The sequence below is a fragment of the Exiguobacterium aurantiacum genome, from assembly GCF_024362205.1.
Taxonomy (GTDB): Bacteria; Bacillota; Bacilli; order Exiguobacteriales; family Exiguobacteriaceae; genus Exiguobacterium; species Exiguobacterium aurantiacum_B.
The window spans coordinates 393,619-418,062 of the sequence record NZ_CP101462.1; the positions used below are offsets into that span (position 1 = coordinate 393,619).

Annotated in this window: 29 protein-coding genes; 25 read left to right on the top strand and 4 right to left on the bottom strand. The window is 54.5% G+C overall.

What is annotated here, in order from left to right:
* Window positions 1-46: 46 nt before the first annotated feature.
* Entirely contained in the window at window positions 47-1,702 is a 1,656-nt protein-coding gene (locus NMQ00_RS02205) for a glycerol-3-phosphate dehydrogenase/oxidase (protein ID WP_255177741.1), read from the top strand.
* A gap of 37 nt (window positions 1,703-1,739) precedes the next feature.
* Here the strand turns inward: NMQ00_RS02205 and NMQ00_RS02210 are convergent, their stop codons facing one another.
* Window positions 1,740-2,162 (bottom strand): hypothetical protein, encoded by a 423-nt coding sequence (locus tag NMQ00_RS02210; protein WP_255177742.1) that lies wholly within the window; start codon window positions 2,160-2,162, stop codon window positions 1,740-1,742.
* Window positions 2,163-2,274: 112 nt separating this feature from the next.
* On the opposite strand from NMQ00_RS02210, the gene NMQ00_RS02215 reads away from it, so the two are divergent.
* From NMQ00_RS02215 to NMQ00_RS02255, 9 genes are all read left to right on the top strand, one after another.
* Entirely contained in the window at window positions 2,275-2,625 is a 351-nt protein-coding gene (locus NMQ00_RS02215) for a YxeA family protein (RefSeq protein ID WP_255177743.1), read from the top strand.
* An 80-nt stretch (window positions 2,626-2,705) separates the two neighbouring features.
* Window positions 2,706-3,065: a response regulator gene (locus tag NMQ00_RS02220; protein WP_255177744.1), complete on the top strand. Its 360-nt coding sequence runs from the start codon at window positions 2,706-2,708 to the stop codon at window positions 3,063-3,065.
* 161 nt (window positions 3,066-3,226) lie between these two features.
* A complete protein-coding gene (fba, locus tag NMQ00_RS02225; RefSeq protein WP_021066099.1) occupies window positions 3,227-4,081 on the top strand; it encodes a class II fructose-1,6-bisphosphate aldolase in 855 nt (284 codons plus the stop codon).
* 98 nt (window positions 4,082-4,179) lie between these two features.
* The gene (locus NMQ00_RS02230; protein WP_255177745.1) at window positions 4,180-5,010 is read left to right on the top strand and encodes a hypothetical protein; all 831 of its coding nucleotides are present in this window, start codon (window positions 4,180-4,182) and stop codon (window positions 5,008-5,010) included.
* A gap of 79 nt (window positions 5,011-5,089) precedes the next feature.
* A complete protein-coding gene (gene fsa, locus NMQ00_RS02235; RefSeq protein WP_034779261.1) occupies window positions 5,090-5,740 on the top strand; it encodes a fructose-6-phosphate aldolase in 651 nt (216 codons plus the stop codon).
* A gap of 26 nt (window positions 5,741-5,766) precedes the next feature.
* Window positions 5,767-7,020: a UDP-N-acetylglucosamine 1-carboxyvinyltransferase gene (gene murA, locus NMQ00_RS02240; RefSeq protein ID WP_255178659.1), complete on the top strand. Its 1,254-nt coding sequence runs from the start codon at window positions 5,767-5,769 to the stop codon at window positions 7,018-7,020.
* Window positions 7,021-7,037: 17 nt separating this feature from the next.
* A complete protein-coding gene (gene glpX, locus NMQ00_RS02245; protein WP_029594665.1) occupies window positions 7,038-8,006 on the top strand; it encodes a class II fructose-bisphosphatase in 969 nt (322 codons plus the stop codon).
* Between the two features lie 101 nt (window positions 8,007-8,107).
* On the top strand, window positions 8,108-9,034 hold the full coding sequence (locus NMQ00_RS02250; protein ID WP_255177746.1) for an ATP-binding cassette domain-containing protein: 927 nt from the start codon (window positions 8,108-8,110) through the stop codon (window positions 9,032-9,034).
* Window positions 9,024-9,794: an ABC transporter permease gene (locus NMQ00_RS02255; RefSeq protein ID WP_034779255.1), complete on the top strand. Its 771-nt coding sequence runs from the start codon at window positions 9,024-9,026 to the stop codon at window positions 9,792-9,794. The genes NMQ00_RS02250 and NMQ00_RS02255 overlap by 11 nt, the downstream gene beginning before the upstream one ends.
* An 11-nt stretch (window positions 9,795-9,805) precedes the next feature.
* Here the strand turns inward: NMQ00_RS02255 and NMQ00_RS02260 are convergent, their stop codons facing one another.
* Window positions 9,806-10,204: a hypothetical protein gene (locus NMQ00_RS02260; protein WP_255177747.1), complete on the bottom strand. Its 399-nt coding sequence runs from the start codon at window positions 10,202-10,204 to the stop codon at window positions 9,806-9,808.
* Between the two features lie 118 nt (window positions 10,205-10,322).
* On the opposite strand from NMQ00_RS02260, the gene NMQ00_RS02265 reads away from it, so the two are divergent.
* The gene (locus NMQ00_RS02265) at window positions 10,323-10,829 is read left to right on the top strand and encodes a DUF421 domain-containing protein (RefSeq protein WP_255177748.1); all 507 of its coding nucleotides are present in this window, start codon (window positions 10,323-10,325) and stop codon (window positions 10,827-10,829) included.
* A gap of 23 nt (window positions 10,830-10,852) precedes the next feature.
* On the opposite strand, the gene NMQ00_RS02270 is transcribed toward NMQ00_RS02265, so the two are convergent.
* Window positions 10,853-11,554: a C40 family peptidase gene (locus NMQ00_RS02270; protein ID WP_255177749.1), complete on the bottom strand. Its 702-nt coding sequence runs from the start codon at window positions 11,552-11,554 to the stop codon at window positions 10,853-10,855.
* A gap of 378 nt (window positions 11,555-11,932) precedes the next feature.
* On the opposite strand from NMQ00_RS02270, the gene rho reads away from it, so the two are divergent.
* The 9 genes from rho (at window position 11,933) to NMQ00_RS02315 (ending at window position 18,852) form a co-directional block, all read left to right on the top strand.
* A complete protein-coding gene (gene rho / locus NMQ00_RS02275; protein ID WP_021066108.1) occupies window positions 11,933-13,273 on the top strand; it encodes a transcription termination factor Rho in 1,341 nt (446 codons plus the stop codon).
* 82 nt (window positions 13,274-13,355) lie between these two features.
* Complete coding sequence (locus tag NMQ00_RS02280) at window positions 13,356-13,598, top strand: type B 50S ribosomal protein L31 (RefSeq protein WP_021066109.1); 243 nt, start codon at window positions 13,356-13,358, stop codon at window positions 13,596-13,598.
* Between the two features lie 137 nt (window positions 13,599-13,735).
* On the top strand, window positions 13,736-14,347 hold the full coding sequence (locus NMQ00_RS02285; protein WP_021066110.1) for a thymidine kinase: 612 nt from the start codon (window positions 13,736-13,738) through the stop codon (window positions 14,345-14,347).
* 79 nt (window positions 14,348-14,426) lie between these two features.
* The gene (gene prfA / locus NMQ00_RS02290; RefSeq protein WP_255177750.1) at window positions 14,427-15,497 is read left to right on the top strand and encodes a peptide chain release factor 1; all 1,071 of its coding nucleotides are present in this window, start codon (window positions 14,427-14,429) and stop codon (window positions 15,495-15,497) included.
* Window positions 15,497-16,369 (top strand): peptide chain release factor N(5)-glutamine methyltransferase, encoded by an 873-nt coding sequence (gene prmC / locus NMQ00_RS02295; RefSeq protein ID WP_255178660.1) that lies wholly within the window; start codon window positions 15,497-15,499, stop codon window positions 16,367-16,369. The genes prfA and prmC overlap by 1 nt, the downstream gene beginning before the upstream one ends.
* Complete coding sequence (locus NMQ00_RS02300) at window positions 16,335-17,333, top strand: L-threonylcarbamoyladenylate synthase (RefSeq protein ID WP_255177751.1); 999 nt, start codon at window positions 16,335-16,337, stop codon at window positions 17,331-17,333. The genes prmC and NMQ00_RS02300 overlap by 35 nt, the downstream gene beginning before the upstream one ends.
* A gap of 40 nt (window positions 17,334-17,373) precedes the next feature.
* Window positions 17,374-17,868, top strand: a complete 495-nt coding sequence (locus NMQ00_RS02305; RefSeq protein ID WP_255177752.1) for a low molecular weight protein arginine phosphatase — start codon at window positions 17,374-17,376, stop codon at window positions 17,866-17,868.
* A gap of 4 nt (window positions 17,869-17,872) precedes the next feature.
* A complete protein-coding gene (gene rpiB, locus NMQ00_RS02310; protein WP_255177753.1) occupies window positions 17,873-18,313 on the top strand; it encodes a ribose 5-phosphate isomerase B in 441 nt (146 codons plus the stop codon).
* Complete coding sequence (locus NMQ00_RS02315) at window positions 18,310-18,852, top strand: TIGR01440 family protein (RefSeq protein ID WP_255177754.1); 543 nt, start codon at window positions 18,310-18,312, stop codon at window positions 18,850-18,852. Before rpiB ends, NMQ00_RS02315 begins: the two co-directional genes overlap by 4 nt.
* A gap of 36 nt (window positions 18,853-18,888) precedes the next feature.
* On the opposite strand, the gene NMQ00_RS02320 is transcribed toward NMQ00_RS02315, so the two are convergent.
* Window positions 18,889-19,674 (bottom strand): alpha/beta hydrolase, encoded by a 786-nt coding sequence (locus NMQ00_RS02320; RefSeq protein WP_255177755.1) that lies wholly within the window; start codon window positions 19,672-19,674, stop codon window positions 18,889-18,891.
* A 129-nt stretch (window positions 19,675-19,803) separates the two neighbouring features.
* Here NMQ00_RS02320 and glyA point away from each other — a divergent pair, with 129 nt between their 5' ends.
* The 5 genes from glyA (at window position 19,804) to NMQ00_RS02345 (ending at window position 24,353) form a co-directional block, all read left to right on the top strand.
* On the top strand, window positions 19,804-21,057 hold the full coding sequence (glyA, locus tag NMQ00_RS02325; protein ID WP_255177756.1) for a serine hydroxymethyltransferase: 1,254 nt from the start codon (window positions 19,804-19,806) through the stop codon (window positions 21,055-21,057).
* A 3-nt stretch (window positions 21,058-21,060) separates the two neighbouring features.
* Entirely contained in the window at window positions 21,061-21,987 is a 927-nt protein-coding gene (locus NMQ00_RS02330) for a hypothetical protein (RefSeq protein WP_255177757.1), read from the top strand.
* 108 nt (window positions 21,988-22,095) lie between these two features.
* Complete coding sequence (locus NMQ00_RS02335; RefSeq protein WP_255177758.1) at window positions 22,096-22,365, top strand: hypothetical protein; 270 nt, start codon at window positions 22,096-22,098, stop codon at window positions 22,363-22,365.
* Window positions 22,366-22,435: 70 nt separating this feature from the next.
* Window positions 22,436-23,113: a response regulator transcription factor gene (locus tag NMQ00_RS02340; protein ID WP_255177759.1), complete on the top strand. Its 678-nt coding sequence runs from the start codon at window positions 22,436-22,438 to the stop codon at window positions 23,111-23,113.
* A 1-nt stretch (window position 23,114) separates the two neighbouring features.
* Window positions 23,115-24,353, top strand: coding sequence for a sensor histidine kinase (locus NMQ00_RS02345; protein ID WP_255177760.1), 1,239 nt, complete (start codon window positions 23,115-23,117; stop codon window positions 24,351-24,353).
* The last annotated feature ends 91 nt before the right edge of the window (window positions 24,354-24,444 follow it).

Consider the following 24,444-nt stretch of genomic DNA (forward strand, 5'->3'; position numbering starts at 1 on the left):
CTCTTTTCATATACGTCTGACCGGATTCATTATAGGAGGGGACAAGATGGAAATCAGAAATTTCTCAGCGAAAGAACGTGCCAAACGATACGAACAATTGACAGGGGAACGCCATGATGTTCTCGTCGTCGGTGGAGGGATCACCGGTGCCGGTATCGCGCTCGATGCCGCATCCCGTGGGATGAAGACAGCGGTGCTCGAAATGCAAGACTTTGCGGCTGGAACGTCGAGCCGCTCGACAAAACTCGTCCACGGAGGCTTGCGCTACTTGAAACAGTTCGAGATTGCACTCGTCGCCGAAGTAGGAAAAGAACGCGCCATCGTCTATGAGAACGGACCACACGTCACGACACCGGAACGCATGCTATTGCCGATGCATACAGGCGGTACGTTCGGACCGCTCTCGACCGCGGTCGGCTTGATGGTGTACGACTTCTTGGCCGGCGTCAAACGCGCCGAGCGCCGGTTGATGTTGAAGCCGGATGAGGTCATTCAAAAAGCACCGCTCGTCAAAAAAGACGGGCTTGTAGGTGGCGGCTATTACGTCGAATATCGGACTGATGACGCTCGAATGACGATTGAAGTCGCAAAAGAGGCGGCCAACCACGGTGCCCTCCTCTTGAACTATTCGAAAGTGACCGGTCTCATCTACGAGCAAGGCAAAGTCGTCGGCGTGCACGTCGAGGATCAAATCGACGGCAAGACGTATGACGTCTATGCGAAGAAAGTCATCAACGCGACCGGACCTTGGGTCGACGTGCTCCGCGAGCAGGACGGCTCGAACAAAGGGAAGATGCTCCGCTTGACGAAAGGGATTCACCTCGTCATCGATCAATCGAAATTCCCACTCAAGCAAGCGATTTACTTCGATACACCGGACGGACGGATGGTGTTCGCGATTCCGCGTGACGGCAAAGCGTACGTCGGGACGACGGACACGTTCTTCGATAAGGATAAGGCTCACCCGCGCATGACGACCGAGGACCGCGACTATATTTTAGGAGCGATCCATTATATGTTCCCGGACGTGAACGTGACGGCGGATGACGTCGAGTCGAGTTGGGCCGGCATCCGTCCGCTCATCTACGAAGAAGGCAAAGACCCGTCTGAGATTTCACGGAAAGATGAGGTCTGGCAGTCAGAGAGTGGTCTCATCACGATCGCTGGCGGGAAGTTGACTGGTTACCGCAAGATGTCAGAGACGGTCGTCGATTTGGTGGCGAAACTGCTCAAACAAGAAGAAGGTATCGTCTTCCTCGCCTCGCGCACGAAGCATATGCCGATGTCGGGCGGCCATGTCGGCGGCTCGAAAGGGTTCGATGACTTCTTGACGAAGAAAAAGGCTGAACTGAAAAATCTCGGTCTCGAGGACGATAAGGCCGAGCAGCTAGTCCGTCTGTACGGATCGAATATCGACCGTGTCATCGAACGGATGGACACGAACGCGTACGACCTTCCAGAGATTGTCTACGCCCAACTCATCTATGGCATCGAAGAAGAATCGGTCGTCCGGGCCATCGACTTCCTCGTCCGACGGACCGGGGCGATGTTCTTCGACATCGATTTCGTCCGCGACTATAAAGACGGCGTGCTCCGTTGCATGGCCGACGTCTTCAAATGGTCGGACGCTCGTCTCGCTGAAGAACGGGCCGGGGTTGAGAAAGAGATCGATCTCGCCGTCGTCCCAGTGACGGTCGAATAACGAGACAAAAGGAACCTCGCCGCGGCGAGGTTCCTTTTCATATGCCCAACTCTTCATAATACGCCATGATGCGTTCGTCGAGCGCCTCGACGACGTCTGGTTCGCCGAACAAATAAAGATAAAGATATATGCCGTCCTCGCGATACACTTCTGTCTTGAGTGTCAGCGTAGTCGGGCGTCCTTCGAAGATGACATCGATTGTGCCGAGCGCGTGCACGTCCGCTTCGTCGAATTCCGGATTAGAAGCCATCCTTTTGATGCGGGCGACGTCACTGTCTGCGATTGGTTCATCGAACGTCTTGGACAACGCGGCGAACGTCTCCGGCAATTCCTCGAGATCGGTCTCGACAGCAGCGGCGAGCGGTATCTCTTCTTGTTCTTCCCCGAAGACGTTCACCACAAGTGCGACCATGCTTCCAAGCGCCAAGGCAAACAACACGTATAACAAATATTGCTTCATAATGTAACTCCCATTCGTTTCATGTATTCAGTATATCAGCGTACCGGGTGTTTAGAAATAGGGAGACAATGGTATTGAAAAAGATGGAAATGAGAAAGGTGGGAGAGTTACGATGAAACGAGCATGGACAATCGGTGGCATCGTCCTCATCTTATTTCTCGGTTGGAAATTCGTCGACACGGATCGGCTCTTTGCCGACGTCTACTACGCGAAAGTACCGAGCTCAGAAGCGATCGATCGAGGAACGACATACACGTATGAGATGATCGGGTATGACGAAGATGGAAAGAAACGCCCGATTACGTTCCAGGACCCGAGACGCTTGGCTGAAGGTGATTTTTTGAAAGTGTATGTTAAAGATGAGGGACGGGTGACCGCGTACGAACCGGTGGCCGAGTCGGAAGTGCCAGACCAGTTGAAGGACGAGCAGACCGATGAACCGGTAGCGATACCGTTGCCTTGATTTCAAAATAGTCGCGTCGCCAAATGAAATTGGATTTGGTATGGTTAGAGTATTGCCAAATATGGAGAGAAGGTAGATGGATGTCACGGATGTTGATCGCAGACGACCAAGACGGGATTCGGTTGATGTTGGCGCAAGTGTTCCAAAACCTCGGCATTGAGGTCGACACGGCGAACGACGGACTGAGCGCCTGGGAAAAGCTCGAACAAAACGGATATGATTTAGTATTGCTCGATATGAACATGCCGCGCATGTTCGGTCACGAGGTGCTTCGCAACATGCGCCAACAAGACATCGATACCCCGGTCATGATCATGACCGCGTTCGGAGAAAAATCGACGCTTGAAGAAGCGCAACGGCTAGGCATCACTGCGCAATTTGAAAAGCCGTTTGATATTTACGGTATGATCGAAAAAGTGAAGGAAGTCCTAAAAATCTAGTGATTCGTCACGAAGATGACATATGTAAACGCTTGCGCAGAGCCATTTCTATGCCCGAATAGCATAGGCACACGTTTCGACGTGTGTTATAATGGGAACGAATTGCACGGGGGGCATTTTTCCCAAAGTGCACAATAGCGAACAGACAGGAGGATGTCATTATGCCATTAGTATCAATGACAGAAATGCTTAACAAAGCATTCGAAGGCAAGTATGCAGTCGGCCAATTCAACATCAACAACCTCGAGTGGACGCAAGCGATTCTTCGCGCTGCGGAAGACGAGAAATCACCAGTTATCCTCGGTGTATCAGAAGGTGCAGCGAAGTACATGGGTGGCTTCACAACAGTTGTTAAAATGACTGAAGGTCTCATGCACGACTACAACATCACTGTTCCAGTTGCAATCCACCTCGACCACGGTTCATCTTTCGACAAGTGTAAAGCAGCGATCGACGCTGGTTTCACATCTGTTATGATCGACGGTTCACACCACCCGATCGAAGAAAACATCGAAATGACGAAACAAGTCGTTGAATATGCACACGCTAAAGGCGCTTCAGTTGAAGCGGAAGTCGGCACAGTCGGCGGCGAAGAAGACGGCGTTGTCGGCGGCGTACAATACGCTGACCTCGACGAGTGCGTACGTGTCGTCAAAGAAGCGAAAGTTGACGCTCTTGCGGCAGCACTCGGTTCTGTACACGGAGAATACCAAGGCGAGCCTAAACTCGGCTTCAAAGAGATGGAAGAAATCGCAGAAGCGACTAAAACTCCACTCGTTCTTCACGGCGGTTCAGGTATTCCTGAGCACCAAATCAAAAAAGCAATCGAGCTCGGTCACAGCAAAATCAACGTTAACACAGAGTGCCAACAAGAATGGACTCGTGCCGTACGTGAGAAGCTCAACACGGACTCGAAAGTATATGACCCACGTAAAGTCATCGGCCCTGGTGTCGAAGCGATCTACAACGTCGTTACTGGCAAAATGCGTGAGTTCGGTTCAAGCAACCAAGCATAATCCTGTCACATCAGTCGGTTCTCCCTGTGAGAATCGGCTTTTTTTGTTGAAACGGAAGCGGATAGGGTACCGTATATAGATGAAAAGGGGGAATATTCATGAAGTATGAAGAACGACCGACAGAAATATTTTGGCGTATGTTTTATGTATATGGCGCTATCGTATTAATCGGCCTATCGTTAGCATTGGCTGTAGCTCCACTCGCCTTGATTGCCTATTACCCGGTCGCCTGGCTCATTCCGTTGTTGGTGTTTGTCGCCATCGGTGGCTTTGGCGTCTACTGGTTTACGAGTATGTTTCGGCGTCTGTTTTGGAAAGAGCGGCATCATTCACGGTATGAAGTGACCGCGACACAGATTGAGGGCGTGACGTATCGGCACGAGCCAGGCGAATCGGTCGAGCAGTCGTTACCGCTCGACGCGATCCAACAAGTCGTCTTTTTCCCGGCCATCGTCCGGAAGACGCAACCGTCGCCGACAGTGCGATTCGGACGGCCGACGATTGAGTTTTGCCCGATGCTCGCCATCATGACCGAAGACGATTCGATGGAAATCTTGTTCGATCAACGTGATCTTCCCGCGTTCGAACAGTGGATTCAGTATTTTGATGAAAGGGATGTGCCACTTTTCTACACACCGAAACAACTGTATTGGATTGGCGCGAACATCTCGACACGATGGGAGCGATTTGAGCGCCTGCGTCGACCAGAAGAAATCATCCCATTTACTTACACGGGAAATCTCGTGATGGATGAACAGACAGCGGCTGGGCTTTGGGTCGAGACGCACGGATCGGAACGTCTAAACGAAGGACCGCACCAAGCATATTACGAGAAACAGCGTACCATCATGAAGTGGACATTCATTGGGACGCTCATCGGCATCGCTTTGCTCGCCGGTTCGATGTTCGCCATCGCCGCCTTGACGTAAAGGGTGTAGCAATTCCATGACAATTTCCTCATAATAAGGAGTGTAAGCGATCACAACACCATTCGAGGAGGAATTGAACATGCGTTTTTTCATTGATACGGCAAACGTGGAAGACATCAAGAAAGCTCATCAGATGGGCGTCATCGGGGGCGTGACGACGAATCCATCGCTCGTCGCCAAAGAAGGCGTCGATTTCCATACACGGCTACGCGAAATCTGTGAGATCGTCGGGGATCTCTCAGTCAGCGCGGAAGTTATTGCGCTCGACGCAGCGGGTATGGTGGAAGAAGGAAAGGAACTTGCGGCCATCGCGCCGAATATTACTGTCAAGGTACCGATGACGCCAGCGGGCATGGAGGCGGTCAATACGTTCTCCCAGCTCGGCATCAAGACGAACGTGACACTCATCTTTAACGCCAACCAAGCGTTACTCGCGGCTCGGGCCGGTGCGTCATACGTATCGCCATTCATCGGTCGTTTGGATGATATCGGTCAAGATGGTCTCGACCTCGTTGAGACGATTGCCAATATCTTTGCCATCCATGGCATCGAGACAGAAATCATCGCAGCTTCCGTTCGCCATCCGGTTCACGCGACGAAGGCGGCCCTACTTGGAGCCGACATCGCCACGGTACCATACAAAGTCATCGAACAGATGATGAAACATCCGCTCACTGACAAAGGGATCGAGCAATTCTTAGCGGATTGGAACAACGCTCAATCCAAATAAGTTTGTCGCAGAAAGGTTTGATCTTCGTGGAAATTCTCCATATCGTAGGACAGCAAAAACTTGAAGGAACAGTTGACATTAGCGGTGCCAAACAGAGCGCCTTGCCTTGTCTCGTCGCAGCACTTTTGACGGAAGAGCCGGTGACGATTGAAAACGTCCCCGTCATCGAGGACGTCGAAGTGATGCTCAGTCTATTACAAGAACTCGGCGTCGCGATTGAACGAGACGGGGAGCGGATGACGCTTCATGCGAAAGATGCCGTCGCCATGCCGCTACTCGGCTCAGAAACGCGTAAAGTCCGAGCCGCTGTCTATTTACTCGGGGTGTTTGCGGCTCGTTTTGGGAAAGGGGCCGTCGGGCTTCCCGGTGGATATGCGATTGGTCCACGACCGATCGATTTACATTTGAAAGCACTCGAACGTCTCGGGATTAAAGTCGAGAACGAGTCGGGCTTGTATCATGTGAACGCCGAAAAGCTGGAAGGAAATCGCATCTACCTCGATCTTCGTTCGTTCGGGGCGACGGTAAGCGCCATGCTCGCGGCCGTTCTCGCTGAGGGGACGACCGTCATCGAGAACGCGGCTATCGACCCGGAAATTGTCGACGTCGCGACGATGCTCACTTCGATGGGGGCTCACGTCATCGGGGCTGGCACCGACGAGATTCGCATCAAAGGGGTCGATAAACTCCATGGTTGTACACACACGCTCATCCCTGACCGCTTAGAGGCGGGAACGTTTATGATCTTTGGTGCGGTGGCCGGGGAAGTGACGGTTCGAAACGTCATCCCGACCCACTTAGAAGGTGTCATTCAAAAGTTGATGGATTACGGGGCTGAAGTCGAAGTGGACGAGGAATCGATCACAGTACGGGCGAACGCCTTCCGTCCGATCGATATTCGCGTCTTCCACTATTCGGGATATCCGACCGACCTGCAGCCGATCATGTCGGCCGCGCTCTTGAAAGCAGACGGGACGAGTGTCGTCACAGACAAGTTGTACGCCCAACGCTTCCGCCATATCGCGGAAATGCGGCGCATGAACGCACAAATCACGCTTGAAGATGCCTCTGCCGTCATTCGCGGCGGGACGACGCTCGCCAATGCGGAGATGGAATGTGCGGACGCGCGGAGCGGGGCGGCCCTCGTCTTGGCAGGACTTCAGGCGAGTGGCGAATCCACGGTGATCCATGCGGAAAAATTGAACGATTCTTATGTCGATTTTGTCGGCAAACTAAAACAACTCGGCGCCCTCGCCTGGGTCGATGAGGTGTCCGAGTAACAAAGGGGAGAATTCGGGTGGAACGTAGTTTATCAATGGAATTGGTCCGGGTCACAGAGGCGGCAGCGCTATCTTCGGCTCGCTGGATGGGTAAAGGCTTGAAAGAAGAAGCGGACGACGCAGCGACGACCGCGATGCGTGAAGTGTTCGATACGATCCCGATGAAAGGGGTCGTCGTCATCGGGGAAGGCGAGATGGACGAGGCACCGATGCTCTATATCGGGGAGAAGGTCGGGAACGGGTACGGCTCACGCCTCGACGTCGCCGTCGATCCGCTTGAAGGGACGAGCATCGTCGCGACGGGGACGTGGGGCGCGCTCGCCGTTCTCGCTGTCGCCGATGCAGGAGATTTATTGCACGCGCCGGACATGTATATGGACAAGATTGCGGTCGGTCCGGAAGCGGCCGGATTGATCAGTCTCGACAATTCGATTGAAGAAAATATCGCCATCGTCGCCAAGGCGAAGAACAAGAACGTCGAAGACGTCGTCGTCACGATCTTGCATCGTGACCGTCACGAAGAGATGATTCAACGTGTCCGGGCGACGGGTGCCCGCATCAAGTTGATTCCCGACGGTGACGTGGCCGCGGCCATCAACACGGCATTCCCGAAAACGGGCGTCGATTTGTTGCTCGGCTCGGGTGGTGCGCCGGAAGGCGTCATCGCGGCCGTCGCGATGAAGTGTCTCGGCGGTGACTTCCAAGGTCGTCTGCTTCCTGAAGACGAAGCCCAAGAGAAGCGTTGCCAAGACATGGGCATCGCCGATACAGGTCGGATTTTGTTGTTAGACGATCTCGTCAAAGGCGAGGACTGCATCTTCGCGGCAACGGGTGTGACGGACGGGGAGCTGCTCCGCGGTGTCCAATTCACCGGACAAGGCGGCCAGACGCACTCGGTCGTCATGCGTGCCAAGTCGGGGACGGTCCGCTTCGTCGAAGGCATCCACTCCCTGAAGAAAAAACCGAAAATGGTCATGAAACCTTAATTCTCTCGAGCTGTGGACGTCGCGTCCACAGCTTTTTTGATGTGTTCCTACATATTTATAGAGCAGGTAAAACGGGAATGGAAGGTCAGGAGGTGTGTGTGATGATTGAAGTGGAATCGCTCGTCAAAACGTTCGGGGACGTCCCCGCCGTCGATGGGATTTCGTTCTCGGTGCAAGAAGGAGAGATTTTCGCCTTCCTTGGACCGAACGGGGCCGGCAAGTCGACGACCGTGCAAATGTTGACGACGCTCGTCCGGCCGACCGAAGGGAAGGCGCGGGTGAACGGGTTTGATGTCGTCAAACAAGAGAAAGACGTCCGGCTGTCGATCGGCGTCGCCCTGCAAGAGACCGGGATCGACAAAGTGTTGACCGGACGGGAACTGCTCGTCTTACAAGGCCGGTTGTTCAAGATGACAAGGCAGGAGGCGGAGACACGCGCCGAGGAATTGCTACGTGTCGTCTCGCTCACGGAAGCGGCTGACCGCCGAAGCGGCACGTATTCGGGCGGAATGCGTCGTCGTCTCGATTTGGCGCTTACGCTTGTCCATCGCCCGACCGTCTTGTTTTTAGATGAACCGACGACCGGGCTCGACCCGGCGAGCCGCATCGAGATTTGGAACGAGGTGCGACGGCTGAACGAAAAGTTCGGCACGACGATTTTCTTGACGACCCAGTACTTAGAAGAAGCAGATGAACTGGCCGACCGGATCGCCATCATCAATCATGGGAAAATCGTCAGTGAAGGGACGGCCGAAGCGTTGAAACGACTCGTCGGCGGTGAGACGATTGCCATGACGTTCCACAGCAATCAAGAGGCGGCCGCAGCCGCTGCGCTGTTCGGTCATGCGGCGACCGGGCAACACGTGGCGTTCGAGCTCGTCGACCATACGTTGATGGAAGTCGTGCGCCAACTCGATGAGCGTTCGCTTCAACCGGAAAGTCTGACCGTGAAACAGCCGTCACTCGACGACGTCTTTTTGAAAGTGACCGGGGAGTCATACGAAGGAGGTGTGCCCGATGTGGACTGAGACATGGCTCTTCACGAAACGGAGTCTCGTCACGACGATTCGAAATCCGTTCTCGTTCATCCCGAACTTGATCATCTCCGTCTTCTTCTTACTGGTTTACACGAGCGGACTGTCGAGTGTCGCTTCGCTTCCTCAGTTTGATGGGAGCGCCTATTTGAACTTCATCTTGCCCGTATCCATCGTCTCGGGGGCTGTCGGTGGGGCCGGTGGGACGGGACAAGCGCTCGTCCGTGATATCGAGAGCGGATACTTTGCCCGATTGCTCTTGACTCCGGCGACGCGGACGGCGATCGTGCTCGGACCGATGATTGCCGGCATGCTACAATTGCTCGTCCAGACGCTACTCATCTTCGCGGTAGCGTTCTTGCTCGGTTTGTCGATTCCGGTCGGCCTGCCTGGCTTCTTGTTCACGGTGTTGCTCGCCATCGGGTTCGGTCTCGGCTTTGCCGGGTACTCGGTCGGTGTCGCGTTGAAGACACGGAACGCTCAGGCTGCCCAGGCCGGGACGCTTTTGTTCTTCCCGCTCATCTTCTTGTCGACGACGTTCGTCCCGAAAGAGTTGATCGAGGCGGAGTGGTTGAAAGTGGCGGCGACGTTCAATCCGACGACGTACATTTTTGAAGGGATGCGTGCCGTTTTGACGCAACCGACAATTGATTGGAGCGCGTTATCGGCCGGCCTCGCTGTCGCGGGGGCAATGAGTGTCATCATGGTCGTGTTCGCGGCGACGAACGCGCGCGGTGCCTTGAAACAAAAATGACGAGCCGGGGTTCAGCCCCGCTCGTCCTGGTCAATCATAAACGTGACAATTAAAAAGAGAATAAAACTGATCAATGAGACCGTGCCCCCGATGATGAAGTAGACGAGGGTGACGGTCTCATTCCATTGGAACGGGTTCATCGTATAAAACCACATGCCGCTCGTTAATCCAATCGATCCGAAAACAGCCGTCCATCCGTGAATCGTGACGAGCAGTTGGTTACTGACTGAATACAATCGATAGAAGACACCCCAAGCGAAGACCGATAACCAACCGGCGAGCAAGATATGGGCGTGAATCGGGCGGAAGGCGTAACTGCCGGCACCCGACATATGAGACCCTAGCGCCGTCCCGATAACACCGAACAAGGCGGCGAGGCGAATCAAACGAAGACTCCAAATCTTTTCCATGACGTAGAACAACTCCTTCAAGGTGATGCTTCCATCGTAACGAAGCCAGATGAACAGAAGATGAACAAGGATTGAATGTCGGCGCTTCGTGGAACAGCAGTAGAGAAGGAGGGAGACGATGGACCCACTGCGAACGATGCTGCAAATCATATTGACCGGGGTGGGGGCCTACTTGGCCATCATCCTCATCTTGCGGGTTTCCGGCAAACGGACGCTCGCCAAAATGAACGCCTTTGATTTTATCGTCACCGTGGCGCTCGGGTCGATTTTGGCCACGACACTCACGAGTCAACAGACCCCGCTACTGAACGGGTTGACCGCGTTTGCGACGCTCGTGTTCATGCAATACGTCATGGCCAAGTTGGCGACCCGGTCGAAACGGGTGAATCAACTGATCAAGTCGACGCCGGCACTGCTTTACTATGACGGGGCATATTTAGAAGAAACGATGCGCCGGGAACGGGTGCTCGAGATCGAAGTGTTGCAGGCGATCCGATCGAGCGGCACGGACTTCGAGCAAGTCGAGGCCGTCGTCTTGGAGACGGATGGGACGTTCTCGGTGTTGACGAGCACGAACACGGTGTTACAAAACGTCGAGACGAAAAAAACGACCCGGTTCCCATGAACCGAGTCGTTTGATCGTTTGAATTAGAGGTACGTGCCTGCACCGACGTAACGTGGTGCCCAGTAACCTGATGTGAAGCTCGCGTATTTAACGCCGCCTGTCTCAGAGTTGATCATTTGTGTTTTGCTGAGTGCCATTCCAACGTGTTGGATCGTGCTTCCGTTGTGTGAGAAGAACACGAGGTCGCCGGCTTGAATCGCTGACTTCGAAACTTTTTTCGAGTTGGCGTATTGCGAGCGTGAATCACGTGGGATCGATTTGTTAATGGCTTTCTTGTAAACGTGACCTGTGTAACCTGAGCAGTCAAATCCAGAAGTTGTCGTTCCGCCGTAACGGTAAGGTGTACCGAGGTACTTCTTCGACTCAGCAACCAATTTTGAACGGGCGCTTGAAGAAGACGTTGTTACTGTTTTGGCAGTCGTTGTCTTCGAGCTCGTCGCTTTCAAGTACGTATATGTCGATGAAGCTGAGATATAACGGTGAGTCCCTTTATAGTTGATTTTGTAGAACGAACCAACTTTACCGAGGTATGTATAGCGTTGGCCTTTGTTCATTTTTGCTGAAACTTTCGATGTGAGCGACGGTGCTGTGCGAATGTTCAAACCGTTAACTTTCGAGTAAGCGAACTTTCCGCTAGCAGCTTCTGCTTGTTCACCTGTTGTGAAAGCAAGACCCGAGAAAGCGAGAGTGGCAGCGACAATGATAGATGCGAAACGCTTTAACATAATATATTTCCCTCCGTTTTTTAAAATAAAACCCTAAGTGGCTGTATATGATCGGTGTGTGTTAACTAGGTTAGAGCACAAGTTACGAATATTACCCGGTTTCCTGTGCAAATAAACTATATCATGCGCAAGACCGATGGCATTTTTCAATCGCAAGACAAAAACGATTTTCTTGTAACATATTTGAAACAATATGCGAGAATAGAGACTTGTTTGTTACATAGAAAGGAAAAAGACTGTTATGTTTTCAACAACAGGGGAATAGACTGTCATTAAGCCGTTTTTCAAACAGTGACGGCTCGACAGAATTGTGATTAGATGAATGAGGACTGAACGTTTATTTTTTAAATATAGAATCATGAAAGACAGGTGACTTGAATGAGTCAAACGACAGAACCGGCTAAAAATTATACGCTTCGTGAACTCGAGACGAAGACGTTGAAAGAATTATATGAGATCGCGAAAGAAGTGAATGTGCCCCAATACCGTGAGGCACGAAAGCGTGAGCTCATGTTCAGGATTTTAAAATCACAGGCCGAATCGAAAGACCTTTATTTCCTCGAAGGCATCCTTGAGATCATTCCGCCGAACCCGCAATCCCAGAACGATGGTGGTTTCGGGTTCCTCCGACCGATCAACTACTCCCAATCGTCTGAAGACATCTATATCGCGGCTTCGCAAATCCGACGGTTCAATCTACGCAACGGCGACCTCGTGACGGGGAAAGTCCGGAAGCCGAAAGAGAACGAACGATTCCAGGGGCTACTCAGTGTCGAGGCGGTAAATGGTGAGACGACGGACTCGACGCGGAACCGGGATTACTTCCCGGCGCTCACGCCGATTTACCCGGAACAACAGATGGTGCTCGAGACGGAACCGAACCACTTGTCGGTCCGCGTCATGGACATGATCGCTCCTGTCGGATTTGGACAGCGTGGCTTGATCGTCGCGCCGCCAAAAGCCGGTAAGACGTCCTTATTAAAAGAGATTGCCAATTCGATTACGACGAACCATCCGAACGTCGAGTTGATCATTCTGTTGATTGATGAGCGACCGGAAGAAGTGACGGACATCCAACGTTCGGTACCGGGTGCGGACGTCGCCTACTCGACGTTTGACGAAACACCGGAGAACCATGCCCGCATCTCGGAACTCGTTCTCGAACGGGCGATGCGTCTCGTCGAACACAAGAAGGACGTCGTCATCTTGCTCGACTCAATCACCCGTCTGACGCGGGCGTACAACTTGTCTGTGCCGCCAAGCGGACGGACGCTCTCCGGCGGAATTGACCCGGCGGCGTTCCATAAGCCGAAGAAATTCTTCGGGGCGGCCCGCAACATCGAGGACGGTGGCAGTTTGACGATTCTCGGCACGGCGCTCGTCGACACGGGTTCGCGCATGGACGACGTCATCTATGAAGAGTTCAAAGGGACTGGCAACATGGAGCTGCACCTCGATCGCAAGCTCGCGGAACGCCGGATCTTCCCGGCCATCGACATTCGTCGCTCGGGGACGCGCAAAGAAGAATTGCTGCTCGGAAAAGGCGAACTCGACTCGCTTTGGACGATCCGTCGCACGATGAACGAGTCGCCAGACTTCGTTGATCAGTTCCTACGCCGGGTCCGCGAAACGAAAACGAACCTCGACTTTTTTGCGGCGCTTGAGGCCGATAAGAAAAAGAGTCGACGCCCGGTGAAAAAAACGAAAACAGACTTGTAAATCCGTGAACCGGGTGCTATTATATTCTAGTGAACTTTCTCTAGGTTGAAAGAATACTTAGGGCAGAAGGAGTTGAAAAGCAATGAAACAAGGAATCCACCCAGAATACCGTAAAGTCGTATTCATGGACTCGACGACTGAGTTCAAATTCATCTCTGGTTCGACTCGTTACTCTAACGAGACAATCACGATGGAAGATGGTAACGAATACCCACTCATCCGTGTCGATGTATCTTCTGACTCGCACCCGTTCTACACAGGTCGCCAGAAATTCGCATCTGCGGACGGTCGTATCGAGCGCTTCAACAAGAAGTACCAACGTTAATCGTCAACTTGTATGCACACCGCCTAGGGATTGCCCTTGGCGGTTTTTATTTTTTCTAGATAGAAGTCAACCCTTTTTCTTCAAGAAAAAGATAGGTATAATCGGAAAGCGATTAACGAAGGAGAGGGCGAAGTAGAATGATGCATGTGACGAACCGTTACGGTTGGATTGAAGTGATTTGTGGGAGTATGTTTTCTGGGAAGTCGGAGGAACTCATCCGCCGTGTCCGTCGGGCGCACTACGGGAAAATCCCTGTCCAAGTGTTCAAACCAGCGATTGATGACCGTTACCACGAGGAGAATGTCGTCTCCCATAGCGGCAACTCGGTCGTGGCCGTGCCGATTCAATCGAGTCAAGACTTATATGATGCAGTACGTGAAGAGACGCAAGTCATCGCCATCGACGAGGTTCAGTTCTTTGACGAAGGCATCGTCGACGTGATCGAGCAATTGGCGTCAGAAGACAAACGTGTCATCTGCGCCGGCCTCGACATGGACTTCCGAGGTGAGCCGTTCACGATGATGCCAGAGCTGTTGTCGCGTGCCGAGTTCGTGACAAAACTGCAGGCCATCTGTCTCTCATGCGGGGCTCCGGCTTCCCGGACGCAACGATTGATTGACGGGGAACCGGCCCGCTTCGAGGACCCGGTCATCCTGGTCGGCGCCTCGGAGTCGTACGAACCGCGTTGTCGCCATTGCCATGACGTCCCGAATAAACCGCGCCCGGTCCGCCACACAGTGGCCGACTGACGTCAACGGACCGCCCTCGGCGGTTCGTTTTTTGCTATAATGAAGACAGTTCGATTTGACGGAGAAAGGACGGATCATCATGTTTGACCGTTTGAGTGTATTAGAAGAACGCTATATGCAACTAAATGAGATGCTCGCTGACCCAGAAGTGCTCAGCGATGCGAATAAATTACGACAATATTCAAAAGAACAGTCGCAACTCGAGGAGACGGTGCAGGCGTATCGTCACTATAAAGAGACGAGCACGGCGTATAAAGAAGCGAAACTCATGCTTGAGGACCGCACACTCGATGCTGATATGCGGGAGCTCGCCAAAGAGGAGATGTCACTCCTCGAGCCGGAAGTGAAAGCACTCGAGGCGAAACTGCGCGTGCTTTTATTGCCGAAAGACCCGAACGACGACAAGAACGTCATCGTCGAGATTCGCGGGGCGGCCGGCGGGGACGAGGCGGCACTGTTCGCAGTCGACTTGTACAAGATGTACACCCGTTTCGCCGAGCGTCAGAACTGGAAAGCCGAGTTGATTGACGCCAACTATACGGAACTCGGTGGTTTCAAAGAAGTGACGTTCCTGATCAACGGGACGGGCGCCTATTCGAAACTGAAGTTCGAGAATGGGGCGCATCGGGTCCAGCGCGTCCCGTCGACCGAGTCAGGCGGACGCATCCACACGTCGACGGCAACGGTCGCGGTGTTGCCGGAAGCAGAGGACGTCGAAGTGCACATCGATATGAAAGACGTCCGCGTCGATACGTTCACGTCGTCAGGACCAGGCGGCCAGTCGGTCAACACGACCCAATCGGCCGTCCGGTTGACGCACATCCCGTCGGGTCTAGTCGTGTCGTGTCAGGACGAAAAGTCGCAACATAAGAACAAAGACAAAGCGCTCAAAGTACTGCGGGCCCGGCTCTATGACAAGATGCAGAGTGAACATCTCGAAGAACTGTCGGCACAGCGGAAGTCGGCTGTCGGGACGGGCGACCGCTCGGAGCGGATTCGAACGTATAACTTCCCGCAGAGCCGCGTGACCGATCACCGCATCGGGCTGACGCTCCAAAAACTCGACCGCGTCCTCGCCGGTGAACTTGAAGACATCATCGACGCCCTCGTCATGGATGAACAGGCACGCCTGATGGAGGATGTGGATTGATGCGGATTGCAGCGAAGCTGAAGCAAGCGGAACGGGAGCTATCGTCTGCAAATCGTGACGTCTCGGCCGCAGAGTGGTGGCTCATGCACGTCCTCGGCGTCGACCGGACGGGACTGCTCGTCCGTCTGTCTGACGAATTGACAACTGATGAGGAAGCTACGTTTCAAGCGGGATTTGAGCGTCTCTTGGCCGGCGAACCGGTCCAACACTTGATTGGCCACGCCCCGTTTTATGGACGGATGTTCGAGGTCAATCGTGACGTCTTAATTCCGCGTCCGGAGACGGAAGAGCTGATTGAATGGGTCGTCGCGCATGTGCGGGACGTGTCTGACGATGACATTGTCGATATCGGGACCGGGAGCGGCGCAATCGCCGTCACGCTCAGTCTCGAACTCGGTGTCCGTGTCCAGACGGTCGATATTTCCCGGGAAGCGATTGCGGTCGCCAGGCGAAATGCAGCGGCGCTCGGGGCGGATGTGTTTTTCCATGAAGGAGATTGCCTGTCATCGATTGCCGCCGACTCGATTCGCGTCCTCGTCTCGAATCCGCCTTATATCGAGGCGGGCGAGTTGCTCGACGAGACGGTCGCGGGTTATGAGCCTCACCTCGCTTTGTTCGGAGGGGCGGACGGGCTCGAGTTTTATCGGAAGATTATCGCCGACTCGATGCGCGTCTTGTGTGCCGATTGGCAATTGATTGCATTTGAAATCGGGTATAATCAAGGACAAGTTGTGAAATCGTACCTGTCCGAACGTTATCCTGAAGCAGAAACGGGTATTTTAAAAGATATAAACGGCAAAGACCGAATCGTCTACGCCGTGAGGGAAGGGATTGCGCATGGAAACGAAATGGATCAAGCCGACAGAAGTTGAGGAAGGGGTACGTCTCTTGCAGGCGGGCGAGGTGATCGCCATGCCGACGGAGACCGTCTACGGACTCGCCGGTGATGCGACGAACGATGTCGCCATCAAAAAGATTTTCGAGGCGAAAGGAAGACCGTCGGACAACCCGCTCATCGTCCACGTGGCCTCGGTCGAACAGGCCGAACATTTCGCGCAAACCATCCCGCCGGTCGCGAGACGCTTGATGGAAGCGTTTTGGCCCGGTGCCTTGACCATCATCTTGCCATCGAACGGCCGAGCGTCCGCACTCGTGACGGCTGGCCTCCATTCGATCGGGCTCAGAATGCCGGATCACCCGGCTGCGCTCGACTTGATTCGCCGATCTGGTCTCGGACTGGCGGCACCGAGCGCGAACCGGTCAGGACGTCCATCACCGACGTCGGCCCGGCACGTGGCAGATGATTTGACCGGTCGGATCGCGGGTATTATGGATGGGGGACCGACAGGCATCGGCGTCGAATCGACCGTGATCGACTGCACGACGGAACCGGCGACGATTTTACGTCCGGGCGGCGTGACAAAAGAAGCGATTGAGGCTGTCATCGGACCGGTCATTCTCGATGCCAACTTGAGCGATGAAACAGCTGCGCCACGATCACCAGGAATGAAGTACACCCATTACGCCCCGAGTGCGCCTCTTTATTTAGTCGAAGGGGGACGCCACGACCTCGTCCGTGTCATTATGACGCGGCAGGCGGAGGGCAAGCGAGTTGGCGCGCTCGTGTTCGATGAAGCGACGACCCCGGCTGACGTCACCCTCTCCCTCGGTACTTCGATGGAGACGGCGGCCCGGCGGCTATACGAGGCGTTGCGTAAATTTGATGAGACGGATGTAGAAGAGATTTACGTGAATCGGATTGAACCGACGGGAGTCGCTCTTGCCGTATATAACCGCCTTTACAAGGCGGCAGGCGGTAAAGTCATCCGTCCATAGGAAGAGGCTTAAGGACATAGAGGAGGATCACGCGATGTCGATGAAACGCGTATTATTCATATGTAGTGGGAACACATGCCGAAGTCCGATGGCGATGGCCCTGCTTCGCTCTAAAGTGACGGGGGACGAGTTTGATATTCGTTCGGCCGGGCTTCGGACGATGCAAGGGTTCGACGCATCAGAAAATGCACTCCAAGTGTTGCGTGAACGAGGGATTGAACTCGATCACGTGACGCAGACATTCGATGACGTCCTCGGACGTTGGGCGGATGTCATCTTGACGATGACACGGGCGCATCGTGAACAGATTCGGGACATGCACCCCGATTTGGCTGACCGCACGTTCACGTTATATGAGTTCGTCACGGGGCTCGAGCGCGATATCAACGACCCGTTCGGAGGGTCGATGAACGTCTATCGCCAAGTTCGAAATGAACTCGAGCCACTCGTGAATCGACTTGTGCTAAAATTGACGAATGACGGGTCAAAGGTGACGAAACCACCGAGACGCCTACCAAAGAAGACGGGGGAATGAACGAATGAAAATCGCAATTGGCGCCGATCATGGCGGATTCAACTTGAAGAAAGAGATTATTGGACTATTGGAAGAGCTCGGTCACGAGTATAAAGACTTCGGGACACACTCGGCCGAGTCAATCGATTACCCAGACGTGGCGATCCCGGTCGCTGAAGCCGTCGCGGCCGGTGAGTTTGACCGTGGTATCTTGATTTGCGGGACAGGAATTGGGATCGGCATCGCAGCCAACAAAGTCAAAGGCATCCGGGCGGCACTCGTGCATGACTCGTTCAGTGCGAAAGCGACGCGTCAACACAACGACTCGAACATCATGACGATGGGCGAGCGCGTCGTCGGACCGGGTCTTGCACTCGATTTAGTGGCGACATGGCTCGATACGGACTTCGAGGGCGGACGCCACTCGAACCGTGTCGATAAGATGAGCGCTTACGAAACGAAGTGACGACGATGAAGGCGGAGCTTTTGAACTTATTGACGGAGTTGCATGAACGGTTTCCGTTAGATGAGGAAAAGATGCTCGTCATCGGTTGTTCGACGAGCGAGGTCGTCGGCAAGACGATCGGGAAAGCGGGTTCGATTGATGTGGCGTCGGATTTGATCGAGGCGTTCCTTGCGTTTCGGGACAAGACCGGCGTCCATCTCGCCTTTCAAGGCTGCGAACATATCAATCGCGCCCTCACGATCGAGCGACGGACGTTGAAACAGTTCGGGTTGACGGAAGTGACGGTCGTCCCAGTCCGCGCAGCGGGCGGGGCGATGTCCGAGAAGGCGTATGAACGTTTCGACGCCCCGTGCGTCGTCGAAGCCATTCAAGCGGACGCCGGCATCGATATCGGATCGACGCTGATCGGCATGCATTTGAAGCCGGTCGCAATTCCGGTCCGATTGTCGGCGAAACAGCTCGGTGAGGCGTACGTCACGTTCGCCATCACGCGACCGAAATTGATTGGCGGCCCGCGGGCCCATTATCCAGCAAAATAATGAAAGCCGGTCGCATTGACCGGCTTTTTTGGTACGTTATAATTCTTCACTAAATAGATACGAGATGACCATCGGGAAGCGTTCACGCCAAGCGAGCTCGTTATGCACGCCTTCCTCGATGACCTCGAAACGGATGTGGTCGACCTTGTCGCGCAATAGGGCGTAGACACGTTCGCTCGACTCGAGGTACATCTCGTTCGTCGGTCCGTCGGCTGACGGCTGTTCGACTTCTTTGCGGCCGACGTCCATATACAGACGTTCGACGCCGTTCAAATCACTCGCGTCAATCAACTGCTCGAGCTCGGTCTGGTTGAACCAGAACGCCGAGGACAATGAAGCCACACGCTTGAAGACATCGGGATAGACGCAAGCGGCGTAAATCGAGATCAAGCCGCCCATCGAGCTGCCCATCATCGCTGTCTCGTCCGGTTTCGTCCGATAGTTCGCATCAATCATCGGCTTCAACTCTTGGGCGATGTATTCAATGTAGGCCGATCCTTGGCCGCCGAGCGTCACGTCTTGACCGAGCAAGCTCTCCCCGATGTACGGGTTCTCCCACGGACCGTATTCATCGAGCCGCATTTCGCCAGGGGCGCTGTCGATGCCGACGATGATGATGTCGCGCTTCGAGGCGTCCATGTACTCACCGGCGCGCCAGCTCATCTTATAGCTCGCATCCTCATCGGCGAACACGTTCTGTCCGTCATGCATATACAGAACGGGATAACGCTTGTCCGTCATGTCATAATCGGCCGGCGTATAAATCCGAATCGTCCGCTCGCGTTCGAACGGGGTGATGGTGATTTGTTTTGTCTCAATCATAAACATCCTCCTCTGATCGTCTTCTTCCATATGATACCCGACTTGCCCTGTGATTAGACGATACCCAAAAAAAGAAGCATATGTTACGATGGGGGTGTTGATTTTTAGACATTCAGAGGGGGTTTCAACATGGTAAACACGACGAAGTTGAAAGTGCAGGATGCGGAATTATTTGAAGCGATGCAACACGAGCTCGGTCGCCAACGCGAGAACATCGAACTCATTGCCTCGGAGAATTTTGTCTCAGAAGCAGTCATGGAAGCGCAAGGCGGCGTACTCACGAACAAGTACGCGGAAGGTTATCCAGGCCGTCGCTACTACGGCGGTTGTGAGTTCGTCGACGTGGCCGAGAACTTGGCCCGCGACCGCGCCAAGGAGCTGTTCGGTGCAGAACACGCCAACGTCCAGCCGCATTCGGGTGCCCAAGCGAACATGGCCGTTTACTTCACCGTCCTTGAAGCAGGGGACACGGTGCTCGGCATGAACTTGTCGCACGGTGGCCATTTGACGCACGGAAGTCCGGTCAACTTCTCAGGCGTTCAGTACAATTTCGTCGAATACGGTGTGGACAAAGAGACAGAACACATTGATTATGACGTTGTCGCAGCCCTCGCGAAAGAACATAAACCAAAATTGATCGTCGCTGGTGCCTCGGCATACCCGCGGACAATCGACTTCGCCAAGTTCCGTGAAATCGCCGATAGCGTCGGTGCTTACCTCATGGTCGACATGGCCCATATCGCCGGACTCGTCGCGGCCGGTCTTCATCCGAACCCGGTCGAGCACGCGCATTTCGTGACGACGACGACGCACAAGACGCTCCGCGGCCCGCGCGGCGGGATGATTCTTTGTAAAGAAGAGTTCGCCAAAGCGATCGACAAGTCGATTTTCCCAGGAATTCAAGGCGGTCCACTCATGCACGTCATCGCGGCGAAAGCCGTGGCGTTCGGGGAAGCGCTTCAACCTGAGTTCAAAGACTATCAGGCCCAAGTCATCAAGAACGCACAGGTGCTCGCGCAAGGGCTAGAAGAGGAAGGACTCCGCATCGTATCGGGCGGTACGGATAACCACCTTCTCCTCGTCGACCTCCGCGGCATCGACATCACCGGGAAAGCGGCCGAGCATGCGCTCGACGCAGCCGGCATCACGGTCAACAAGAACACGATTCCGTTCGATCCGGCATCACCGTTCGTCACGAGCGGGATTCGTCTCGGGACGGCTGCGATGACGACACGCGGATTGAAAGAAGACGATATGCGTGAAGTCGCTCGCTTGATTGGACGCGTCTTGACGAATCATGAAGATGAAGCAGTGCTCGCGGAAGCGCACGAAGCGGTTCGCGCGTTGACGTCGAAGTTCTCGCTCTATCCTGAACGAGGCTGACGAATGGACGTACGGACACTCGCAGATCGGGAACTTGCGGAACTGCCGCTCATCGATATGACGGAATGGCTCGTCCGAAAAGGCGAGCACGACCCGACGTTTCGCCTCGTCGCGAATGAGTTCGGGGTCGTGACGACGCTACTCGACCACGGGTATTATATCGAGGCAAGTGAACGGATTGTACCGCTTCTCGGGATGAAAGTGCCGGCGGCGTTTCATCGGCTCGGGCTTGCGCTCGAAGTGAAGGCGAACGGAAAGAAGGCGGCCCAGCGCCGCTTTCGTTCGTTCTCGCCGGCCGTCATCGGTCATGCGGACTTGTCGGATTGGCGGAACGCGTTCAAATGGAACAAATCGTGGCTCGGTCTGCCGCTCGTCGTCGGCCTCGGTCTGGTCGCACTCATCTTTTGGCCGGATTCGGCACCACCTCCCGTGACGCCGACCGCATCAAACGAACGGGTCGAAACGGTGACGGAGGACGAGGCGCTCGCAAAACGGTTAGAAGAGCTCGAGCAAGAAGTTGCTCGACTCGAGGAGGCGAACGAGGCGCTCCAAACCGAGGACGAGACGACCGAAGTCCCTGAGGCACCGGCCGTCATCCCGCTCGGTGAAGTCGAGACGCTCGTCTCGGACAAACGGTACGAGGAAGCCGATGCACTCCTCGTCGGCAAGGCAAAAGCCGGTCAAGAACAGGCCGTCGGGTTTTATCGGTTGCTTGTCGACAACAAGCTCGGCGAAGCGGAAATCGATGACTATGCCGCCTACGTCGACAGTTATCCAGAGTCGGGGTATAAGGCGGATGTTCTATGGATGAAAGGCATCGCCGAGAAGAAGGCCGGGGACGAGACGTACCGGACGACGCTCGCCGAGGTCGCCGCCATGGATGGAACGTATTGGGCGCCGATCGCCAAATCGGTGCTCGAGGAAGAGTGAGGTCGCAGCGTGCTGTGACCTCTTTTCTCATCAAATTCTAATCTGTTTCACCGTTTTTTCTCAGCTCGCTCCCGTACAGTAAAGAAAAAGGATAAGGGAGAGAGATATATGCGCTCAACTAGCAGAGGAAAGATCGGAAGACTGATTCGAGGGGTGGCCGTCGGTGCGCTCGCACTGACACTCATGGCGGCAGGAGTCGCCGGCTTCTTATTATTCACCTTGACTGGTAACGCTTGGCTCGACCAAATCGCCCAAGTCGGGAACGATGTGGCGTTTCAAGTAGAAGGGGTTGAGACGAGATTTGACCAAATCGGCGACTCGCTCGAACTGCGCGTCGAACAAGCGATCCCTGAAGCGGTTCGTCCGTTTTTTGACTGAGGAATCCGGGAACACATAAATGATGCGTCGGGCGGACTGCTCGGCGTTTTTTGGAGAAAGGATGAATGCCATGCCTACGATTCTCGTCGTCGAAGACGATGCTAAAATTGCCAGACTGCTCGAACTTGAACTCATGCACGCCGGTTATCAAGTCGAGGTCGCCCATGACGGGCGGGCCGGGCTCGACCGGGCGCTCACCGGCGGGATTGATTTGGTGTTGCTCGACGTCATGTTGCCGCAGATGAGCGGACTTGAAGTCGTACGCCGCGTCAAAGAAGAACAGCCGCTGTTGCCGGTTCTAATGGTGACGGCCCGCGGCGACCGCTACGATAAAGTGAGCGGGCTCGATCTCGGAGCCGATGATTACATCACGAAGCCGTTCGAGATGGAAGAGTTACTCGCACGGATTCGGGCGTTTTTACGGATGCGGCAACATGTCCAAGTCGATACGAGCGAACGGGTCTTGTCTTATGAAGGGCTGACCGTCGATGTCAATCGCCATGAAGTCATTTGTGAAGGGCAGAAAATCGATTTGACCCGGAGGGAGTTCGATTTGCTCGTCTATCTGCTCGAACATCCGGAGCGCGTGCTCACGCGCGACCAACTCGTCGAGCACGTCTGGGGTTTTGATTATTACGGCGACACGAACGTCGTCGACGTGTATATCCGTTATGTCCGCAAGAAACTCGGCGGGTCTTGGATTCAGACGGTCCGAGGCGTCGGTTATATGTTGAAGCGTGGTGAATAAAATGAAGCTACGGACGAAAATCGCCCTGGCGATGGCGGGGTTCATGTTGTTCCTTCTCATCACCTCGTTCGGCGTCGCTTGGCTCGTCTCACGCCAACAAATCGTCGACGCCCGCTATGACGTCTTGCGCCAAGCGCTCAACTTGCTCGAAGAAGACGAGCGGAATCGGCAAGCCGTTTTGTCGTTGCACGAGGACAGTGTCGTGCTCGAGCGACAACCGAACGGTGATTGGGGCATCATCGGCGGACAGGCCGAGGAGGGTCTGCGGTTTCCCGTCAATTTTGGCGAACCGGCCCTCGTCGACGATTGGTTCGTCATCGCGACATCGAACGGGCTCGGCTATGCGTTTCAAGATGCGGCCGTCAGCGAGACGCTCCAGACGCTCGCGACGATTTTTCTCGTCATCTTCTTGATCGCCGTGGCGATGACGTTCGTCGGCAGTCTGTGGATCGTCAGGCAAGGACTCATTCCGCTCCGCCGTCTCGAAACGACGATGGAACGGATTACGGAATCGGGCACGCTCGAGACGATCGATGTGGGCACGAGCCAAGATGAAGTGTCGACGCTCGCGACCGGCTTCAATCAGATGATTGGCCGGGTCGAAGGGTCGATGGAGCAACAACGGCGCTTCGTCGCCGATGTTTCACATGAACTGAAGACGCCGCTCACGGTCATCGAAGGATACGCCAAACTGCTCCGGCGCTGGGGACAGAGCGACCCGGCCGTCCGTGACGAGGCCATCGACCACATCTTGACCGAGTCCAGACAAATGCGCGAAGACTTGATTGAACCGATGCTCGAACTGAGCCGTTTCTCCTCGCTCGAAGACATCGAGACCGAGCCGATCGAGCTGACCGATCTGGCCGAACAATTGACCGAGCGGTTCGAGCGTTCGCACGGTGTCCATGTCCCAATCGAGGCGACAGGGACATGGCACGGGCATCGGGATTCACTGCAACGGCTCGTCGTCATCTTCATCGACAACAGCTTGAAGTATGCGGTTGATACACATGTGACGATGACGCCGAACCGGATTGAAGTGCGCGATCACGGGACGACGCTCACGGATGAAGCCCGGGCGCGTCTGTTCGACCGCTTCTATCGACTCGATGAGGCGCGGGACCGGAGTGGCAGCGGACTCGGGCTCGCCATCGCCAAGGAAGTGGCAGACTTGAACGGGTGGACGGTCGGCAGTTACCCGAACGCGCCGGACGGTAGCGTCTTCTTCGTCACCAAATGACAAACCTTTCGCAGATTCTCATCATTTTCTAATGGAATCCTCGTGGTGCTCTAAGGTCACCGTTCTATGATGAAGATGTAGAACAAGTTCA

What these genes read in the sequence shown, in the direction of transcription:
- NMQ00_RS02205 (WP_255177741.1), top strand. Translation starts at nt 47, where the DNA reads ATGGAAATCAGAAATTTCTCAGCGAAAGAACGTGCCAAACGATACGAA.
- NMQ00_RS02210 (WP_255177742.1), bottom strand. Translation starts at nt 2,162, where the DNA reads ATGAAGCAATATTTGTTATACGTGTTGTTTGCCTTGGCGCTTGGAAGC.
- NMQ00_RS02215 (WP_255177743.1), top strand. Translation starts at nt 2,275, where the DNA reads ATGAAACGAGCATGGACAATCGGTGGCATCGTCCTCATCTTATTTCTC.
- NMQ00_RS02220 (WP_255177744.1), top strand. Translation starts at nt 2,706, where the DNA reads ATGTCACGGATGTTGATCGCAGACGACCAAGACGGGATTCGGTTGATG.
- fba (WP_021066099.1), top strand. Translation starts at nt 3,227, where the DNA reads ATGCCATTAGTATCAATGACAGAAATGCTTAACAAAGCATTCGAAGGC.
- NMQ00_RS02230 (WP_255177745.1), top strand. Translation starts at nt 4,180, where the DNA reads ATGAAGTATGAAGAACGACCGACAGAAATATTTTGGCGTATGTTTTAT.
- fsa (WP_034779261.1), top strand. Translation starts at nt 5,090, where the DNA reads ATGCGTTTTTTCATTGATACGGCAAACGTGGAAGACATCAAGAAAGCT.
- NMQ00_RS02250 (WP_255177746.1), top strand. Translation starts at nt 8,108, where the DNA reads ATGATTGAAGTGGAATCGCTCGTCAAAACGTTCGGGGACGTCCCCGCC.
- NMQ00_RS02255 (WP_034779255.1), top strand. Translation starts at nt 9,024, where the DNA reads ATGTGGACTGAGACATGGCTCTTCACGAAACGGAGTCTCGTCACGACG.
- NMQ00_RS02260 (WP_255177747.1), bottom strand. Translation starts at nt 10,204, where the DNA reads ATGGAAAAGATTTGGAGTCTTCGTTTGATTCGCCTCGCCGCCTTGTTC.
- NMQ00_RS02265 (WP_255177748.1), top strand. Translation starts at nt 10,323, where the DNA reads ATGGACCCACTGCGAACGATGCTGCAAATCATATTGACCGGGGTGGGG.
- NMQ00_RS02270 (WP_255177749.1), bottom strand. Translation starts at nt 11,554, where the DNA reads ATGTTAAAGCGTTTCGCATCTATCATTGTCGCTGCCACTCTCGCTTTC.
- rho (WP_021066108.1), top strand. Translation starts at nt 11,933, where the DNA reads ATGAGTCAAACGACAGAACCGGCTAAAAATTATACGCTTCGTGAACTC.
- NMQ00_RS02280 (WP_021066109.1), top strand. Translation starts at nt 13,356, where the DNA reads ATGAAACAAGGAATCCACCCAGAATACCGTAAAGTCGTATTCATGGAC.
- NMQ00_RS02285 (WP_021066110.1), top strand. Translation starts at nt 13,736, where the DNA reads ATGATGCATGTGACGAACCGTTACGGTTGGATTGAAGTGATTTGTGGG.
- prfA (WP_255177750.1), top strand. Translation starts at nt 14,427, where the DNA reads ATGTTTGACCGTTTGAGTGTATTAGAAGAACGCTATATGCAACTAAAT.
- prmC (WP_255178660.1), top strand. Translation starts at nt 15,497, where the DNA reads ATGCGGATTGCAGCGAAGCTGAAGCAAGCGGAACGGGAGCTATCGTCT.
- NMQ00_RS02300 (WP_255177751.1), top strand. Translation starts at nt 16,335, where the DNA reads ATGGAAACGAAATGGATCAAGCCGACAGAAGTTGAGGAAGGGGTACGT.
- NMQ00_RS02305 (WP_255177752.1), top strand. Translation starts at nt 17,374, where the DNA reads ATGAAACGCGTATTATTCATATGTAGTGGGAACACATGCCGAAGTCCG.
- rpiB (WP_255177753.1), top strand. Translation starts at nt 17,873, where the DNA reads ATGAAAATCGCAATTGGCGCCGATCATGGCGGATTCAACTTGAAGAAA.
- NMQ00_RS02320 (WP_255177755.1), bottom strand. Translation starts at nt 19,674, where the DNA reads ATGATTGAGACAAAACAAATCACCATCACCCCGTTCGAACGCGAGCGG.
- glyA (WP_255177756.1), top strand. Translation starts at nt 19,804, where the DNA reads ATGGTAAACACGACGAAGTTGAAAGTGCAGGATGCGGAATTATTTGAA.
- NMQ00_RS02330 (WP_255177757.1), top strand. Translation starts at nt 21,061, where the DNA reads ATGGACGTACGGACACTCGCAGATCGGGAACTTGCGGAACTGCCGCTC.
- NMQ00_RS02335 (WP_255177758.1), top strand. Translation starts at nt 22,096, where the DNA reads ATGCGCTCAACTAGCAGAGGAAAGATCGGAAGACTGATTCGAGGGGTG.
- NMQ00_RS02340 (WP_255177759.1), top strand. Translation starts at nt 22,436, where the DNA reads ATGCCTACGATTCTCGTCGTCGAAGACGATGCTAAAATTGCCAGACTG.
- NMQ00_RS02345 (WP_255177760.1), top strand. Translation starts at nt 23,115, where the DNA reads ATGAAGCTACGGACGAAAATCGCCCTGGCGATGGCGGGGTTCATGTTG.